The following is a 17,028-nucleotide window of genomic DNA, read 5'->3' as shown; positions in this document are numbered from 1 at the left end:
GCCCATCCAGCTCGCATACCATGGGACCCATGGTTGCCGCCAAGGATTTTCGCGACCGCATTCAGGCTTTTGTTGCCAGTCATCCGATGCCATCGTTCCTGCAGGTTCGGTGCACCTTGCGCGGATCGCTGGCGTTCACCGGCAAAGGTCACGCTACCGACCGTGCTGTGACCTTGGGCATGCATCAGCATACGCCGCAAGGCTTGGCTAAATTGAATGTTAATGAATTGTTCCAAAAGCTCTGGCAGCAAACTACCATTCAGATCAACGAATCGGCATTGATCCATTTCAATCCGCCTGAGGACATCATTTTTGATCGCGGAGAACCGCTGCCGGAGCATCCGAATGGTATGATTTTTCAATTGCTGGATGAAACGGGCAAGACTTTGCTAACGGAAACTTATTTCTCGATTGGCGGCGGCTTTATCACCACCTTGCCTGAAATCGGCCAAATTGTTGCGCCGATCAAAATGGAAGCCACCAGTTCCTGCGGCTTTCCTTTCGATTGCGCCAACCAGATGATGAAAATGTCCGCCGACAGCGGCTTAACGATTGCCGCCATGAAGCGCAGCAATGAACTGGAGCGCATCAGCGAAACGCAACTGAATGCCGGGTTGGATGCCGTCTGGGATGCGATGCGCACCTGCCTTGAAAATGGCCTGATCGCTGAAGGCCGGTTACCTGGCGGACTTAACATTAAACGGCGCGCCCATTCTCTGTATCAACAACTACAGGATAACCCGCACAAGGCCAACCTGAATGATTGGCTATGCGCATACGCCATGGCGGTGAATGAAGAAAATGCCGCCGGACACATGGTAGTCACCGCACCGACCAATGGTGCAGCAGGCGTCATACCGGCAGTGATCTATTACGCAGTAAAACATGAAGATGCAACCTTGGAGCAAGTGCGCGATTTCCTGCTGGTGGCCGGTGCGATCGGCGGATTGATCAAACATAACAGTTCGATTTCCGGCGCTGAAGTGGGCTGCCAGGGTGAAGTCGGCTCTGCATCCGCCATGGCAGCGGCGGGCTTATGTGCGATTAAAGGTGGCAGCACCGAGCAAATTGAAAATGCCGCAGAGATTGCGCTGGAACATCATCTGGGCATGACCTGCGATCCGGTCGGCAGTCTGGTGCAAGTACCGTGTATCGAACGCAATGGTTTTGGCGCCATCAAGGCTTATACGGCTGCATCACTGGCCATCCGCGGCGACGGCCAGCATTTCATGTCGCTGGATAATTGTATCGCCGCGATGAAACAGACCGGACTGGAAATGTCGGTGAAGTATAAGGAAACTTCGCTCGGCGGGTTAGCAGTCAGTATCACCGAATGTTAAGGAGCTTCTGAAAACAGCCATTTCGAACACAGCGAGAAATCTATGCTGATGGTTCCCAAAGATTTCTCACGACGTTCGAAATGACAAATGGGGTTATTAGATAAGAGATCCGCTAGATAACCAAGGCCGATCACTTATCCGGGTGCAGCTTGCTGATCACATGACGCACCCCTCTGACGACAAAGAAAACACTGAGCACCACAACCGGTATCGCAATACCGGTCAGCAGTTCAACATTGATATCCTGCCCTGCTGCCTTCAGCGCTTTTAATCCATACCCCAGAATACCCAGCAAATAGTAGCTCAGCACCACCACCGACAAGCCTTCCACCGTTTCCTGCATGCGCAATTGCACATGTGCGCGATGATCCATGGACTTCAGCAGATCACGAATCTGCGCTTCCATGGAAAGATCAACACGGGTTCGCAGCAACGCCGTTGCACGCTCCAGACGCACCGACAACGTTTCCAGTTTGGTATGCACCAATTCGCAGGTTCCCATGGCCGACGACAAGCGCTGAATCATGAATTCCTGCAACATCTGCAACCCTTCAATGCGTTCTTCACGCAGCTCGGCAATACGTAATTTCACGATATCGTAATACGCTCTAGAGGCATTGAATCGATGACCGGTCTGGGCAGATAAACGCTCAATCTCTGCGGACAAGCGGGTCAATTCGTCCAGCAAACGCTGCTCATCCTCGATACTGGTCAGTTCCACATTGTTGGCAATCAGTGCTGCCAAACGCTGATCCGCCCGCGCCAATTGCGGAATGATCTCACGTGTTATGGGCAATGGCAGCATCGCCAGCATGCGATAAGTCTCGATTTCAAGCAGACGTTGTACTAATCGTCCAACCTGGCGGCTGCGTAAGTTTTCATCATGAATCAATATGCGGCCAAAATTATCACGATGAATCTGATTATCGCTCCATACGCTGGCCGCTCCTCCCGCCACCTTGGAACCAATCACCGTTCCGGAAGTAAATAAAGTAGCCAATTCATGCAAGCTGCGCTTAGGCCGCGACCGATCCTCCAGGGCGATATGTGTCGCCACCAGCAATTCTCCCGGCAAACGCGCCAGCCACTCGTGCGGCACATATCCAATCGCAGGCTGTTCAAACGGCACCTCAAAGGACTTGGCACGATAAATGGTATACGTCGAATATTCAGTATGACGCTCCCAGCGAAGACGAAACTCTCCAAAATCAGCGCTAAAATCATTTTCGTGCGTATTGGGCGGGCTAATACCATAGCGCACGCATAACTCACCGATCAGCGCGCGCTCCTGATCCACCCAGTGACGTTCGGATATCAATACCAGATGAGAAAGCTGCACAGGTGGCGCCAGGAGTTCGTATGCCACCGCGTTGAGCTCGGTATACAATTCCAGCCTTTCTGAGTATTCCGGAATATTCAGAATATTCAATAAATTATCCCTAGAGATATCTTTGGGTGCATGAGTCAATGAAGATGATGGCGTAGTTGAATCCATAACAATAGCCCGACCAGATTAAATCAGTTGGTAGCATACCTAATTTTCATTACCAGAAAATGAATTTTTCTGGATATCAACATATTTCCTGCAGCATAAATCCTCGCGCATCTTGTCACTCAGTGTCATCTGTAGTACATTTTTGCCGTGATCTGTGTATCATAAACCCGAAGATTTTCAGCCTTTTTGCGAAATCTGATTTTTTATCACCGATAGGCCAGATCAATACAAGGAAACCCATGGGCGCCATTTTCTTTTATATTGTTGTTTATTTCATTGGATACTACGCTTCCAATATTCTGAATATGTTAACGGTACGCCCGTTTATCACCAACCGTTACATGGCTGCTTTACTGCCTGTTTATGGCGTTGCTTTGACGCATGCCTATGTCATTGTGAGTAGTCCGCCCCCTCAGGGAACGGACGTTACGGTTGAGTATGCCCTGCTGGTGTTTATTACTTTACCGGTGGTGGTGGTTACCCTGGGCGCGGCTTATTTCATGTGGAACAGCAAAAGTAAACCCGAGAACACTGTCGCGAGCAATCCATCCGATGGTGACACAGCGCCGGTCGAAACTACCGACAATCTCAAAGCAGAGTCATCATCCGAAAACATCGAATCAGCGGATGAAAAATCAGTCAACAAAAGTAAAGACAGCAAGGAAACTTAACAGGCTGTTAAAGCCCACTACATAGAGCGTTATCAAAGTTTTCATCCAACAAAAAACCCTCACACCAAAAGTATGAGGGTTTTTTGTTGAACAATGCCTTATGACGTTCTATCGACGATCACATGTTCCTTTTGTGTGCTCAGCGTCCCTTGTTCAATGATCGCCAACGTCAAGCGCGAAATCGCCACGCGCTTGCCGGTAGCCTCTTCAACAATATCGGTCTGCCAGACTTGTGTGCGACGGCCGGTATGCAGCGGTGTACAAATACCAATGACATGGCCTTTAGTAACTGCACGGATGTGATTGATATTCAACTCCAATCCAACCGCACGATATTTTTCCGGATCAATCGTCATCCACCCAGACACACTGCCTAGCGTTTCCGATAACACACAACTCGCACCGCCATGCAGGATACCGAATGGCTGCGTTGTGCGCTTATCGACAGGCATGCGTCCCTTCAGGTAATTCGGTCCCAGCTCAGTGAACTGAATACCGATATGTTCCCCCATATTGGCATTACGCAAACCTTCCAGATAGTCAATCGCGTACTCTTTAAACCAAATAACACTCATGTATCATTTCCTTTTTATTATTGTCATCGGCGCTTGCTTATAGCGACTCGAACACCCCCGCTGCGCCCATGCCGCTGCCGATACACATGGTCACCATGCCGTACTTCTGTTTATGGCGGCGCAATCCATGCAACAAGGTCGCCACACGAATCGAGCCGGTCGCACCCAGCGGATGACCCAATGCAATCGCGCCACCCAGCGGATTCACTTTACTGCGATCCAATCCCAAGTCGCGAATTACGGCAAGACTCTGTGCAGCAAACGCCTCGTTCAATTCGATCCAATCCAGATCACTTTGTTTGATACCGGTTTGCTTCAGCACTTTGGGAATGGCTTGAATAGGGCCAACACCCATGATCTCGGGCGGCACACCCGCGACGGCAAATCCGATAAAACGCCCGAGTGGGGACAAATTAAAGCGCTTCATCGCGGCCTCACTCATCAGTACCACCGCACCCGCGCCATCGGATGTTTGCGAGCTGTTGCCGGCAGTTACCGAGCCCTTGGCGGCAAAAACCGGTCTCAATTTGGCCAACGCTTCGAAGCTGGTATCGGCGCGCGGTCCTTCGTCGGTGCCTTTCATGACAATTTCTTCGTGTACGGTATGCGTGATCAGATCAGGACGTTTCTCATCCACGGGATAAGGTGCGATTTCCTGCGTGAACTCACCGGATTCAATCGCTTTTAAAGCGCGCTGGTGGCTGGTCAAAGCGAATTCATCCTGATCTTCACGCGACACTTTCCATTGTTCCGCCACTTTCTCTGCCGTCATGCCCATGCCATAAGCAATCGCCACATTTTCCTGATGTTCAAACATGGCTGGATTCATCGCAACTTTGTTACCCATCATCGGCACCATGCTCATGCTCTCAGTGCCACCGGCAATCATCACATCCGCTTCACCGAGGCGAATCCGATCCGCTGCCAGCGCAACGGATTGCAGTCCAGATGCGCAAAAGCGATTGACCGTCATGCCGGCCACGCTGTTGGGCAAACCCGCCAACAGCAGCGCCACGCGCGCGACGTTGATGCCCTGCTCCGCCTCCGGCATGGCGCATCCCACGATGACATCATCGATCGCTGCCGGATCCAGTCCTTCACATTGTTTCAGCACAGCATGCAGCACATGCACCAGCATGTCGTCGGGGCGCACATTTTTAAACATGCCGCGCGGCGCCTTGCCAACTGGTGTGCGCGCGGCTGCTACGATATAAGCTTCTTGGGTTTGCTTGGTCATGGGTTTCTCCGTGGATCGTCGATCTTGGAATACTTGCTATTTGGTCTGCAAATCAGTTTCTCAGCGGTTTGCCGGTTTTCAGCGTATGTTCGATGCGCGCCTGGGTCTTCTCAGTTGCCAGCAATGCCATAAAGGCTGCACGTTCCAGTTCCAGGAACCAGTCTTCATCGACCAAGCTGCCCGGCGTCAGATCGCCGCCGCACATGACATGCGCCACCTTGCTGGCGATCAGATTGTCGTGTTCGGAAATAAAGCCGCCTTCGCGCATGTTCACCAGCTGGCTTTGGATCGTCGCAATCCCGGTATTGCCGGCTACTGGAATTTCCCGTGCACGCAATGGCGGACGATAACCGGCTTCCGCTAACGCCAACGCCTGCGCCTTGGCGACATGCAGCAATTCAAAACGATGCATCACCACCGTGTCGGCAAGACGCAAGTAGCCGAGTTCTTTCGCCTGTTCGGCGCTTTTCGCCAATTCTGCCATTGCCACCGTCTGGAAATAATATTTCAACTGCGGAAACGGATCGCCATCTTTGGCATTCTGCGCGGCTCTCATGGCAAATTCCTTACATCCGCCGCCCGCCGGCAACAATCCAACCCCTACTTCCACCAGACCGATATAGCTCTCCAGTGTCGCCACAGCGCGATCACAATGCATGACAAACTCACACCCGCCACCCAATGCCAGGCCATCCACCGCAGCAACGGTTGGGATCATCGAGTAACGCAACGCTTGCGACGTTTGCTGAAACAGTTGGATCATGCCATCGACTTCCGCCAACTTCTTGGCCATCAGCACGTCGGCCAGATCAAGCTCATGCGCCACGTGCAGCACTGTCGCTTGCGCCGATTTTTTGAATTTCTTCAGGAATGACTGGAATGCCGATGGCGGCGCAGGTGGTGCGGGCGGTGCGCCTGCATGCTGCGCATCCGGTTTCGGCCGTTCGGTAGCTTTCTGTAAATTGGCACCGGCTGAAAACGGTGGCTCAGTTTGCCAGATCACCAGCGCACGCCAATTCTGCTCCGCTTCCTTGATCGCTTGCTGGATACCTTGCAGCACATCGATGCCGATGGTGTGCATTTTGCTCTTGAAACTCAGAATGGCGATTTTATCACCGGTATGCCACAGTCTTACCGCATCGGTTTCAAAGATGGTTTCCCCATAAGTGGCTTCTTCACCGGTCAATCGATCCGGGAAAAGCTGGCGCTGGTACACCGGCAACCTTGAACGCAGTTGTGGTTTCCCGGATAACGGTGCAAAAGAGCCTTGCGCGCTATGCACACGCTGCGTTTCGCTGGCAGCAATTGCCATCACCCACTGCGGTAAGGGTGCCTGACTCATGCTTTTACCGGCGGCAATATCCTCCTGAATCCAGTCGGCAATCTGCTTCCAGCCGGCTGCCTGCCAGATTTCAAACGGCCCCTGATTCCAGCCGAACCCCCAGCGCACCGCCAAATCCAGGTCGCGCGCATTATCGGCAATGGCTTCCAGTTGCACCGCGCAGTAATGAAACAAATCGCGGAAAATCGACCACAAAAACTGTGCCTGCGGCTCATAGCTATTGCGTAAGGCGGCAAACTTCTCAGTCGGACTGCTGTATTTCAGCAACCGCTTCAAATCCTCATTCACTTCGCCAGCGGATAATCGGTACGCCTGTGACGGTAGATCAAATACATGGATTTCATTTTTTACTTTCTGATATACCCCACGCTTGACCTTTTCCCCCAGCGCACCGGCCTGTATCAATCCCTGCAGCCAATCCGGCACGGCGAAATAGCGATGCCAGGCATCATCCGGCAAGGTATCGCGCATGGTATTGATGACATGCGCCAAGGTATCCAGCCCCACCACATCGGCGGTGCGGAATGTCGCGCTCTTAGGGCGGCCAATCAGGGAGCCGGTCAACGCATCGACCCGATCAAAGCCAAAACCAAACGCTTGGCCATGATGCATCGTTGCGAGCAGGGAAAACACACCGATGCGATTGGCGATAAAATTCGGCGTATCTTTGGCGCGAATCACTCCCTTGCCGAGGTGTGTCACCAAAAATCCTTCCAAATGGTCAAGCATATCCGCATCACTGGCCCGACAGGGAATCAGTTCAACCAGATGCATATAGCGTGGCGGATTGAAAAAATGGATACCGCAGAAGCGATGGCGCAACGCTTCCGGAAAAGCTTCAGCCAATTGATTGATCGATAACCCGGAAGTATTGCTGGCGAAAATCGTGTGTTCGCCGAGATGTGGCGCAACCTTTGTGTATAAATCGCGCTTCCAGTCCATGCGCTCGGCAATCGCCTCGATCACCAGATCGCAGTCCTTCAGTAATTCCAGATGCTGATCATAATTCGCCGCTTGAATGCAAGTTGCTTTGGCTTTAACCGACAGTGGTGCAGGTTCCTGTTTTTTGAGTTTCTCCACGGCTTTGATGACGTTGGCGTTGGGATTATCCGCAGCGCCCGGCAACTCAAACAGCAGTGTTTCAATATTGGCATTCACCAGATGCGCGGCAATCTGCGCTCCCATCACACCAGCCCCCAGTACCGCCGCCTTACGTACTAAAAAACGTTGATCACCCAATTTCGCCTCCTGCTAGATGCGGTTATTGATAAGCCCTATTCATGCCGACTATGATTGGAAAGAGTACAAGCATGAGCGCCAAAGCGCAAGCTTGTTTGTTGACAGGATTATGGAAGTGTTTAAGGAATCTCTGAATAACCCATCTTTGTCATTCCGAACGTAGCGAGGAATCTTTCTGAGTCAACAACATAGCAACATAGATTTCTCGCCGTACTCGAAATGACGGTTATTCAGAGGCTCCTTAACAGGTTGTTAAAGCCTCACACTGCCAGCGAGCTGAAAACAAAAAGTGCAATGAGCAGACATTAACGCCAAACAGCGGCAAACTGCTCTGCATTAAAACCCACCGTTGCGCGCTTTCCATCGGTAACCAATGGCCTCTTGATCAGACGACCGCTGCTTGCCAGCAAAGCCAGAATCTCCCGCTGAGATAGCGCAGGCAGCCGTACCTTGATCTTTAATTCGCGGTATTGCACACCGCTGGTATTGAAGAGTTTGTGCAGTGAAACATTGGCACGTTCAGTAATGGCAGCGAGCTCTTCCGCAGTCGGTGGGTTCTCGGTGATATCAACAAACTCATAGTTAATCCCAGCTTCTTGCAGGAATTTTTCCGCCTTGCGGCAGGTATCGCATTTTTTATAACCGTAAAATTTAAGCATATCTCATTCCAAAAAACAGAAATCTGTACTTTGGGCGTTTCCAAAAATTCAAAGTTCTAAACAAAGCAAGGCGCGAGCAAGAAATGATGACGCAGCATATACCAGATATGTAAGGAAACATTTTTTTGCAAGCAACGAAGCGTTGTAACGAAACTTGGATTTTGGGAAATGCCCATTTATTCACCGCCTTTCGGTCCCCAGAACACCACCCAGTTGGAAAAATCCGGAGAAAAATTTTCAAAACGATGCTCGACATGGGCCGCCACAAAAAACACCATACCTGGCTCAAATTTGTGACGTTCCCCGGCAATGACAATCTCACCATGACCGGAGTGGATGAAGTACAGCTCATCCTGATCGTGCGGTGTCTGAATATCGGTGTCCTTGGGCGCATAGACTTCCACCGACATGGAACCATGCGCAAATGCCAGCGTAAACGGCTCGCCCATCGGCCATTCCGCACTCGCTTTACCAGGTATTCGTTGCATCAGATCAGATAATGTTGCTTTCAGCATTCGTATCACCTTATGTTTTGTTAAAACTGTATTGTTGATTACCAGGCAAGTATCAGTGAATCAGATAACCGGCACCAATGGCCCCGGCACAACCGTCGCATAATAGGTTAGTTACATTCGCAAGAATAAATATAAATATAATTAGAATCAATGTCATGAAAAATAATTAGAAATCTATCGATATAAAATTCTTATATTATCACCACCATAACAACCTTGCGTTTTAGGAATCATACTCCTAATATACAAACATGATAAGACGTGAAAAACACACTGAACTGAAAGAACTGATGGATACTTTTCCAGCGGTAGCACTACTGGGACCGCGGCAAGTAGGCAAAACTACGCTGGCACTGGAAATCGCTAAAGATTTTGCTTCTGTTTATCTTGACCTGGAATCGGCAGAGGATCGCGCCAAGTTGGCCAGTCCGGCTTATTATTTGGAGAATCACAAAGACAAACTCATTATTCTGGATGAAGTGCAGCGTATTCCAGGCATCTTCGAGGAATTACGCGGCATTATCGACAAAAATAGAAGAGCAGGGCACACGTCAGGGCAATTTTTATTTCTTGGTTCCGCCTCGATTGATTTACTCAAGCAATCCGGCGAAACGCTGGCTGGCCGCATTGCCTATTGCGAACTATCACCCATCACGGTTGCAGAATATCCGGAGGATATGGATCGACTATGGCTAAGAGGCGGTTTTCCCGACAGCCTACTCGCAAGCAATGACAAAAAAAGCCTTTTGTGGCGCAGCAGCTTCATCCGCACGTATCTGGAACGCGACATCCCGCAACTAGGACCACGTATACCCGCTGAGACCCTGCGGCGTTTCTGGATGATGCTGGCGCACCTGCAAGGTTCGTTATTAAACGCATCCCATATTGCAGCTTCGTTAGGTGTCGACGGCAAAACGGTCATGAGTTACCTTGATCTGATGGTCGACCTGCTGCTTGTCCAAAGATTAACACCGCTGCACAAGAACCTGGGAAAACGATTGATCAAATCACCCAAAGTTTATATCCGGGACAGCGGACTTCTGCACGCTTTACTGGGAATAGACAACCAAGAAACCCTGCTCAGACACCCTATCATCGGCATGAGCTGGGAAGGATTTGTGATTGAAAACATTCTGAACACCATAGACCGGAATCAGATCAAGCCCTATTTTTACAGAACCTCGTCCAGCAATGAGATCGATCTGGTGCTGGAAAAATCAGGAAACGAAACATGGACCATCGAAATTAAAAGAACGTTTGCGCCTCAATTCACCAAAGGGCAACGCCTCGCCAGCCAGGATATTGCGGCATCAAGAAATTTCATCATTTATCCCGGCAGCGAGCGTTTTTCTTTGGGGGAAAATACTGAGGCGGTGGGTCTGGCAGATTTTCTGAATGAACTCATGATGAGCAAGTAATAAGCCCAACTAGTACAATATATTACATTGGATATTTTGCCAGTTGGGCGCCTAATTTCATTTGTTAGCGCAGTAGTAGCATGATGGTGTTCTACTAGACTCATCAAATTGATCAGGACAAAAATTCCAGACTCTAATTACTAAACAACTTCTTTTTGAAACGTTAATAACATTCCTGGTGGATTAGTATTAGGGATAGGTGTCACGCTGATTAATTCCAATCCATTATTGCCATAATCCTTAGTCACCTGAATCGACAGAGAGTCGGCCGATACTGTATCAGTTGGTATTGTATTTATTACAACAAATTTACAAACATATTGACTCATAATTAACCTCACTATTTATTCAATTTCTTTTGTAATGCTTGATGCGTACTGTCTGCGTAGAGCATCCGATCTGATATACCGCAAGGCTTGGCAATATCTATTAAGTTATTCCAATCCTTATCAGAGAAATTCTTAGAATTGTCCTTTTTTACAATTTCTTTTAGGAGATCAATCTTATTCGGTACAGTATTTATTGCATTGGTAATGACACATTCAGCATGTGTATCCATATTTTCAATTTGGTTGCCTCCAAGCGTTATGGCACGAGCAGCTTTTGCCACATCTTCAGGGTTATTTAGTTTCGCGGCAGCCTCACCAGTTATGAAAGCAGTCTGAATAAGCACGGGATCAAATAGATTATTTTTTTCTGGCATGATTTTAAAGCTAAAACTACTGAGAGCAGAAACTGCTTCTCCAACACCCTTACTACTGTCGTTCTGATTCTTCTTAGGTGCAACCAAGGCAAGGCGCTGCTTGATACCAAGACTACCTTGTACCGGTTGCGATGAATCCGGGCGTGCCTCTACCGTTAAAGAAATTTTTTCTGTCTCATAAAAATACATCGGAGGATTAACACATCCAATCAACAAGAAAGAAAGGCAAGCAGTCATACATATTCTTATTTTGGCGCACATGTTTACTTTCCTCCTTGAGCAGTATTTTTATTGTCTGCTGGTTTCTGAGCATCTTCTTTTGGCTCACACTTTTTACCGCCTCCTTGGATGCTATCCTTGATTTGACCTAGAGTGGTAGGTTCTTTCACTATATTGATAGCGGCAGTCCCAGTTGATACAAAATGCCGAAATTGCACATCATCTAAACCCCAGGCATAAACACAACTCACGGCAGCCAGACTCATGACATCTGGCTCTTTTCCATCATCATTTTTATGTGGAATCAGGGCAAACGTATCTCGGTCATAACCAAAAACCAAACGTCCTGTACCCTCTGTACTGGCAGCAACATCCAATCCCACCGTTGTCCCATGCACATAAACAAGATGCGTAGCTTGACAGCCGGAAAGCAGCAGGCATATGAAACCAAGCTTAAGTAGTAATATCTTCATGATGTTTCCTTTGCTTTAATCAAGAAATTCATTGTTTTTGTAACTCCCCTTGAACACCCGCTTTGACGGTACCATTTTGATCACGGTTGATGATGAAGATACCGTTAAAACTCAGCGGCAACCGCAAAACGCTTCGAGATTCGATTCCTGCTGAAAAACCAATCTTCATTGGATTGGCATGAAACATAATGCCTTGATTTTTTTCAAACCACGCAAAAGGTTGCGCATCTCCCAAATTAATCTCTTTGGTACTGATTTCCACAAAATCATTGCCGTCAACTTGTTGTAAAAATTGATCAATGGGTATTTGCGTATTTTTTTCCAATTTTGGGTAAATCTTAATTCTTTCCGCCTGTCCCAATGTTAAGCCACCATCACTATGATGCGTACTGATAAAACCGCCCCATGTTTTCTGTGTCGTCATATAACTGGTTTCATTCTCAAAATGCCGTAGCCTGGTAAAACCTATGTCGTTAATCGCACACCCAGTAATGAGCAGGATCAATGGATATATCAGCAATAACGGTTTTTGCATCATGGATAGGTTGTTGCTTCATTTAATCCGACAAACACATATTTTTTACTCGACCAACTGCAGTTATACAACAAAGTAATCCTTACAAAAATAGCCCAATTGAGTCATTTTGGATTAATAGCCAATCCGCACCAGCATTTCACTGCGCGTTGAAACACCCAGTTTGTCATAGATATTCTTGATGTGGTTGCGCACTGTGTGATAGCTGAGATTGATCTCCTGTGCGATTTCCCGGGTTGAGTTGCCCTGGCAAATCAACAGGGTAATTTCCAGTTCACGGCTTGTCAGGCCGATTCTATCCAATCGATTGAAGATTTTCCCGATTCGGTATGTGATGCGTGACAGGTGCAGCAAATAGACGCAATGATGAACATTGGCATCCGCATTGATCAAGGTCAGTTTGATTTCATACAAGCGCTTACCCAATTTTGACAAAAAACTGTACCACCCGATCTGATCGCTTTGGATGGTTTTGACAAGAGCCAATGTTGTCGACAGAAATGTGTGTTTTCCGTGATCAATAATTCGCTCAAAAGCCTGGCTCTGAAAAATGACTGCACCATCACCACGAATGACAACGATCGGATCTGTATGATCCGACCAGAAATTGCGCATCTGCCGGAGATTCAGCGTTTCCTCGCGAAACAGTATGAATCGCAACGCTTGCAACAAAGTGGGTCTGAGTATTTTCAACAATTCGATATCACGCCGACTGAACATCTGCTGATGCGCGGTAAGACGGCAAAAATAAAACTGGAATGCGGGTTGATGCCCCTCATCAAAAACTGTAACGATTGTGCAGTTGTGATGTGATTGCTGCCAAGACTGATCGAAAGAATGCTGACAGCTGCTCAGGCTGTCAATACAATGCACCATATTGGAAGAATTGATGGAGCGCGGCATATGCGCGCTATCGGTGATGGAATTTTCTGCTACCGATTTCTGTAAAACAGCGTCCAAGAATCGTTCCCAACCATCCGGGCAACATGTCGACTGGTTGATGCTGCCGAGTAATTGCAGCGTATTCTGTTCCCCTATCAGCCGCCCGTAAAATACGCCATTGCATGCTAACAAAGGCAGTAATGCCGCTTTCAATACCTGGTTGAATTCATCCTTATTCTGACAATTATTCAACCAGTTGATGGTTGCTGATGCGACCTGATGATCCCTGTTAGCCAGCACATCCAGCGCGATTTCTTTATCCATCTCCCTATCTCCACTTTCTTTTTAGTATTCATGAAGAATTCTGAATATAGAAAAGCAGTATATCTGACTAAGAATCAGCGGGCTGTGAATATTCTCACAAAGAATGCAGCGATATTACAGAACCAAACAAATCAATAAAGCACCCCGCCGCAAGCGGCGAGGAATTAAACCCGATAAAGGCTAAACAACCGTTGCAATAACCTCGCCAAAAGCATCCTTCAGTGCTTGCAAAATTGCATTGAGCGCATTCTGCACGGCAATGACCGTCAGATGCGTCACTGCGACCAATACACTTTCACAGGCTGTTTTCTGCATCTTGAAAAGGATTTTTCCCGTTTCAGGCGAATACCCTTGCGTGTTGTCCATTTTATACAATGCAATATTGTGAACTATCTCAGCCAATTGCAATGACATCTTCTTGAACTCCGCCGGGGCATATGTTTTTACCGCGCTCCAGCCGTCCTTGAATGAATCTTCAGCGACACCCATCATCTTGTTGTAAATTTCATCTGCATTGATGTTCATGATTTTCTCCTCACTGTTTCTTCGCGGTTTCGACAATGGATACCGCATTGATGGACTGGTTTGCGATACTTAAAGCGGTTTTCGCTGTTGCAGGCCTCAGGCAGGAGAGTTTATTTTCCCCGCATTTGTCGGTCTCTTTATGAATCTGCTTCACGAAGTTGAATTGATCTTTTACCAGCATCAGCAATCTTTCGTTACATCCATGCGAATTGCCGGTCTGGGCGCTGTCACTGGATTGCATTTCGGCCGGCATGCCGCTCTTCAGCGCAGATTGCACGCGATCAAATACTTTCTTCTCCAACTTGCAGCCTTTGCTTTCGGACACTGCCGATGCTCTTGCAATCATCACGTCGAGTTTTGATTCGAGCGCATTGTAAGTTCTCAGATTTACTTCGTAGGTGCCGTCCGGGGTTCCGGCAAGGTCGCCCATATTTTTGACATGCGTGTTGAATTGCTCTGCAAATTCGGTAATCCCTTTATCGATCACCTCGTCGTAATCACTGACGAGCCGAATGCCTGCGCAACCGCTCAGTAAAACCACAACCATAAGAACTAACGATAGTTTCCTCATAGCTTTCCTCACTTAAGTTAAAAATCGATATGCCCGGCTCAGCCGATTTCTGATTAAATCACTCAATGATATAACCTGCCGTGCCAAAAACCACACCTACCCACTGCTCGCAACACTGCTCGCGATACTCCCCCTGCGCTTATAAACACTGTATCGATTGTTTCATCATAGCGCATAGCGTTAAATCTATGCCTATCATGAAAAATCGCGACTTTTGCAGTCTACTCCCGCTACCAGCACATGTCATTCCACTGCATGCAGCCGGCGATCAATCCAGTGTTCAATATGTCTCAGCAGCTCAGTGCGCGCGGGTTCTTTTAGAAACAGATGTTGGTGATAACGCAGATCCGGCAGCGCCAGCACGTCGTTATCCGCATGATGTACCAAAGTGGCGCGGGCAAAATCCTTGTTGCCCCAGGATGCCGTGATCGGATCCTGTTCCGAGTAAACCAGATAATAGGGCAACGTGAACTCACCCATTTGACGGCGGAAGCGCACAATCTCCGCTTCGATACCCTTCACAAAACGCAACAGAGCACGACGGATAATCCAGTCATCGGCGCGCAGGCGTGCCTTCTCTTCTTCACTATCGGTCAGATAATCCACCACCCAGGCCTGCGCGCCAGGTGTCAGAAAACTTCGCAAGCCCGGCCAGGAAAATACTTCGAATATTCCGTCCAGCAGCGGCACGGTTACCAGCGATAACAACTGATTGGCCATTAACACAGGCAAAGGCTCTTCCTGGGGGTGCAAAAAATGCGTTTCGGCGTGAAAAGACAGTTTGATCAACGGATTTGCCAGCCAACCGCGCCACCCGGGCGGCTCGCTGACAGCGAAAGCCGGAGCCAGAAAAATGACACCCTGTACGCGCCTGACCGCATCGCTCTCATTCCGGTTCGACAGCAAATAAGAAGCGGTAACCAACGCGCCCAGGCTGTGCGCAACGATAAACACAGGCCGCTCTACATCACCCTGCTCGTGTTCGTCACAAAGCGCAATCGTCTTCCTGAGCACCTGATCCAAAGTCCGGCGCATCGGTTCCAGATCGTACAACGATGACTGCGCCAAATAAGCATCGCTGACATCCAGTCTGTCCGCACCGCCGGCCAACGCCATATCCGCCTGCCGCAGTAGCGGATTGGAAAGACCGTGGGCATAAAAATCGAAACCCGCGACGATAAACTGCCGGGCAAAATGACGCGCCACCTCGCCATAGCGCCCGACATGCTCATTCATACCATGAACCAGCAACATACAAGCGCGTGCATTGGTCGGTGCCGGCGGAAAAAGCGTCCGCACAATCAACGGCCCGCTGTCGCCGGATTGGTCGACACGACTCTCTTCCCCCCAGCGCGGATAAGGCTCGCTCACGAATTTGTGATGCACACAACCGGATAGCATCGTCAACAGCAGGAAGACGCTTGTCAGGATCGCTGCGGGATAGTTACGGTTTAGTTTCATTACATTACTAAGACGTGATCCCTTCGTCTTATCAGACTTTCGGCCATCGTCCTGGATTACGAACATCATGTAATACAGCTAAAACGTGCACCAAATCCTCTTGCACTATATAAAACAAACCATAAGGGAAGCGTGGAAGGAGCGCTCGACGAACTTTGGGAATTACTTCAGCATAGAGCAGCGGTGCTTGCTCCAAACGTTTTAACTGCAACTCCATGGCGGCAATGAATTCCTCACCAAGACCCGCGCTCTGTATTTCGTACCATGCCCGAGCTTCTCCAATTTCTCGTAATGCACGTGTGGAAAATTTCAGACGGAACGCCATGAACCATCGTTAAGACAGGATTTGACTTGTTCCCACGAGTAACCCGCTTCAGGATTCGCCTCAAACTCTGCCAACCGAGCCTCAAGCTCGGTTTTTAGCTCGGGTGAAATTTCTAAAGCTTCAGGCACTGCGGCAACACTGTCCCAGATTAGCTCAACAAGACGGATCCGTTCCTGCACCGGAAGCTTAAGAATGTCAGCAATTGAAATATTATTCATAAGAGGCATTGTACTCTTTTTCAAAAAACATGCTAAATCGCAGCCAACCGGATATCCAGCTTACATGGAATGCAATACTGATAACCCTGTGCAAACCCTTCTGGTTGTAACCTAGGGAAACTCTGAATAATTCATGTTTGTCATTCCGAACAAAGTGAGGAATCTTTGTGAATCAATGTCATAGATTTCTCGCTGCGCTCGAAATGACAGTTATTCAGCGTTTCCCTAGGGTCTGTTGACATTTCACATAGGTAACCATAGATACCCACATGCCATAGCGACCATGCTTTCGTAATTTCTC

At 48.6% G+C, this 17,028-nt stretch carries 18 protein-coding genes; 3 read left to right on the top strand and 15 right to left on the bottom strand.

The features are described from left to right. Positions 1 to 1,340: L-serine ammonia-lyase (locus Q0K92_RS11960; protein ID WP_297326025.1), on the top strand; the 1,340-nt coding region annotated here is incomplete at its 5' end. 130 nt (positions 1,341 to 1,470) lie between these two features. On the opposite strand, the gene Q0K92_RS11955 is transcribed toward Q0K92_RS11960, so the two are convergent. Continuing rightward, positions 1,471 to 2,835, bottom strand: a complete 1,365-nt coding sequence (locus Q0K92_RS11955) for a DUF3422 domain-containing protein (protein WP_297326024.1) — start codon at positions 2,833 to 2,835, stop codon at positions 1,471 to 1,473. A gap of 239 nt (positions 2,836 to 3,074) precedes the next feature. On the opposite strand from Q0K92_RS11955, the gene Q0K92_RS11950 reads away from it, so the two are divergent. After that, on the top strand, positions 3,075 to 3,506 hold the full coding sequence (locus Q0K92_RS11950; protein WP_297326023.1) for a hypothetical protein: 432 nt from the start codon (positions 3,075 to 3,077) through the stop codon (positions 3,504 to 3,506). A 98-nt stretch (positions 3,507 to 3,604) separates the two neighbouring features. Here the strand turns inward: Q0K92_RS11950 and Q0K92_RS11945 are convergent, their stop codons facing one another. The 5 genes from Q0K92_RS11945 to Q0K92_RS11925 form a co-directional block, all read right to left on the bottom strand. Continuing rightward, entirely contained in the window at positions 3,605 to 4,081 is a 477-nt protein-coding gene (locus tag Q0K92_RS11945; protein WP_297326022.1) for a hotdog fold thioesterase, read from the bottom strand. A gap of 37 nt (positions 4,082 to 4,118) precedes the next feature. Next, complete coding sequence (locus Q0K92_RS11940) at positions 4,119 to 5,318, bottom strand: acetyl-CoA C-acyltransferase (RefSeq protein WP_297326021.1); 1,200 nt, start codon at positions 5,316 to 5,318, stop codon at positions 4,119 to 4,121. A 52-nt stretch (positions 5,319 to 5,370) separates the two neighbouring features. Continuing rightward, the gene (locus Q0K92_RS11935; RefSeq protein ID WP_297326020.1) at positions 5,371 to 7,899 is read right to left on the bottom strand and encodes a 3-hydroxyacyl-CoA dehydrogenase/enoyl-CoA hydratase family protein; all 2,529 of its coding nucleotides are present in this window, start codon (positions 7,897 to 7,899) and stop codon (positions 5,371 to 5,373) included. A 305-nt stretch (positions 7,900 to 8,204) separates the two neighbouring features. After that, complete coding sequence (locus Q0K92_RS11930; protein ID WP_297326019.1) at positions 8,205 to 8,558, bottom strand: arsenate reductase family protein; 354 nt, start codon at positions 8,556 to 8,558, stop codon at positions 8,205 to 8,207. Positions 8,559 to 8,734: 176 nt separating this feature from the next. Then, the gene (locus Q0K92_RS11925; protein WP_297326018.1) at positions 8,735 to 9,073 is read right to left on the bottom strand and encodes a cupin domain-containing protein; all 339 of its coding nucleotides are present in this window, start codon (positions 9,071 to 9,073) and stop codon (positions 8,735 to 8,737) included. 290 nt (positions 9,074 to 9,363) lie between these two features. Between Q0K92_RS11925 and Q0K92_RS11920 the strand changes: the two genes are divergently transcribed. Then, positions 9,364 to 10,491: an ATP-binding protein gene (locus Q0K92_RS11920; protein WP_297326017.1), complete on the top strand. Its 1,128-nt coding sequence runs from the start codon at positions 9,364 to 9,366 to the stop codon at positions 10,489 to 10,491. Positions 10,492 to 10,831: 340 nt separating this feature from the next. Here Q0K92_RS11920 and Q0K92_RS11915 read toward each other — a convergent pair whose 3' ends face one another. The 9 genes from Q0K92_RS11915 to Q0K92_RS11875 form a co-directional block, all read right to left on the bottom strand. Then, positions 10,832 to 11,455 carry a hypothetical protein gene (locus Q0K92_RS11915; RefSeq protein WP_297326016.1) on the bottom strand — a complete coding sequence of 208 codons (624 nt, stop codon included), beginning with the start codon at positions 11,453 to 11,455 and terminating at the stop codon, positions 10,832 to 10,834. Positions 11,456 to 11,457: 2 nt separating this feature from the next. Beyond that, the gene (locus tag Q0K92_RS11910; protein ID WP_297326015.1) at positions 11,458 to 11,886 is read right to left on the bottom strand and encodes a hypothetical protein; all 429 of its coding nucleotides are present in this window, start codon (positions 11,884 to 11,886) and stop codon (positions 11,458 to 11,460) included. Positions 11,887 to 11,914: 28 nt separating this feature from the next. After that, the gene (locus tag Q0K92_RS11905) at positions 11,915 to 12,424 is read right to left on the bottom strand and encodes a hypothetical protein (protein ID WP_297326014.1); all 510 of its coding nucleotides are present in this window, start codon (positions 12,422 to 12,424) and stop codon (positions 11,915 to 11,917) included. A 111-nt stretch (positions 12,425 to 12,535) separates the two neighbouring features. Next, positions 12,536 to 13,627, bottom strand: coding sequence for a LuxR C-terminal-related transcriptional regulator (locus Q0K92_RS11900; protein ID WP_297326013.1), 1,092 nt, complete (start codon positions 13,625 to 13,627; stop codon positions 12,536 to 12,538). 180 nt (positions 13,628 to 13,807) lie between these two features. Beyond that, positions 13,808 to 14,152 (bottom strand): hypothetical protein, encoded by a 345-nt coding sequence (locus Q0K92_RS11895; RefSeq protein WP_297326012.1) that lies wholly within the window; start codon positions 14,150 to 14,152, stop codon positions 13,808 to 13,810. 10 nt (positions 14,153 to 14,162) lie between these two features. Next, positions 14,163 to 14,723: a hypothetical protein gene (locus tag Q0K92_RS11890; RefSeq protein WP_297326011.1), complete on the bottom strand. Its 561-nt coding sequence runs from the start codon at positions 14,721 to 14,723 to the stop codon at positions 14,163 to 14,165. Between the two features lie 243 nt (positions 14,724 to 14,966). Further along, positions 14,967 to 16,184 (bottom strand): alpha/beta fold hydrolase, encoded by a 1,218-nt coding sequence (locus tag Q0K92_RS11885; RefSeq protein ID WP_297326010.1) that lies wholly within the window; start codon positions 16,182 to 16,184, stop codon positions 14,967 to 14,969. A gap of 31 nt (positions 16,185 to 16,215) precedes the next feature. Beyond that, positions 16,216 to 16,509: a type II toxin-antitoxin system RelE/ParE family toxin gene (locus tag Q0K92_RS11880; protein ID WP_297326009.1), complete on the bottom strand. Its 294-nt coding sequence runs from the start codon at positions 16,507 to 16,509 to the stop codon at positions 16,216 to 16,218. After that, the gene (locus Q0K92_RS11875) at positions 16,494 to 16,727 is read right to left on the bottom strand and encodes an addiction module protein (RefSeq protein WP_297326008.1); all 234 of its coding nucleotides are present in this window, start codon (positions 16,725 to 16,727) and stop codon (positions 16,494 to 16,496) included. The genes Q0K92_RS11880 and Q0K92_RS11875 overlap by 16 nt, the downstream gene beginning before the upstream one ends. Between the last annotated feature and the right edge of the window lie 301 nt (positions 16,728 to 17,028).

The sequence above is a fragment of the Nitrosomonas sp. genome, assembly GCF_024282095.1.
In the GTDB taxonomy this organism is placed as follows: domain Bacteria; phylum Pseudomonadota; class Gammaproteobacteria; order Burkholderiales; family Nitrosomonadaceae; genus Nitrosomonas.
This window is presented reverse-complemented; position numbering and strand designations above follow the sequence as displayed.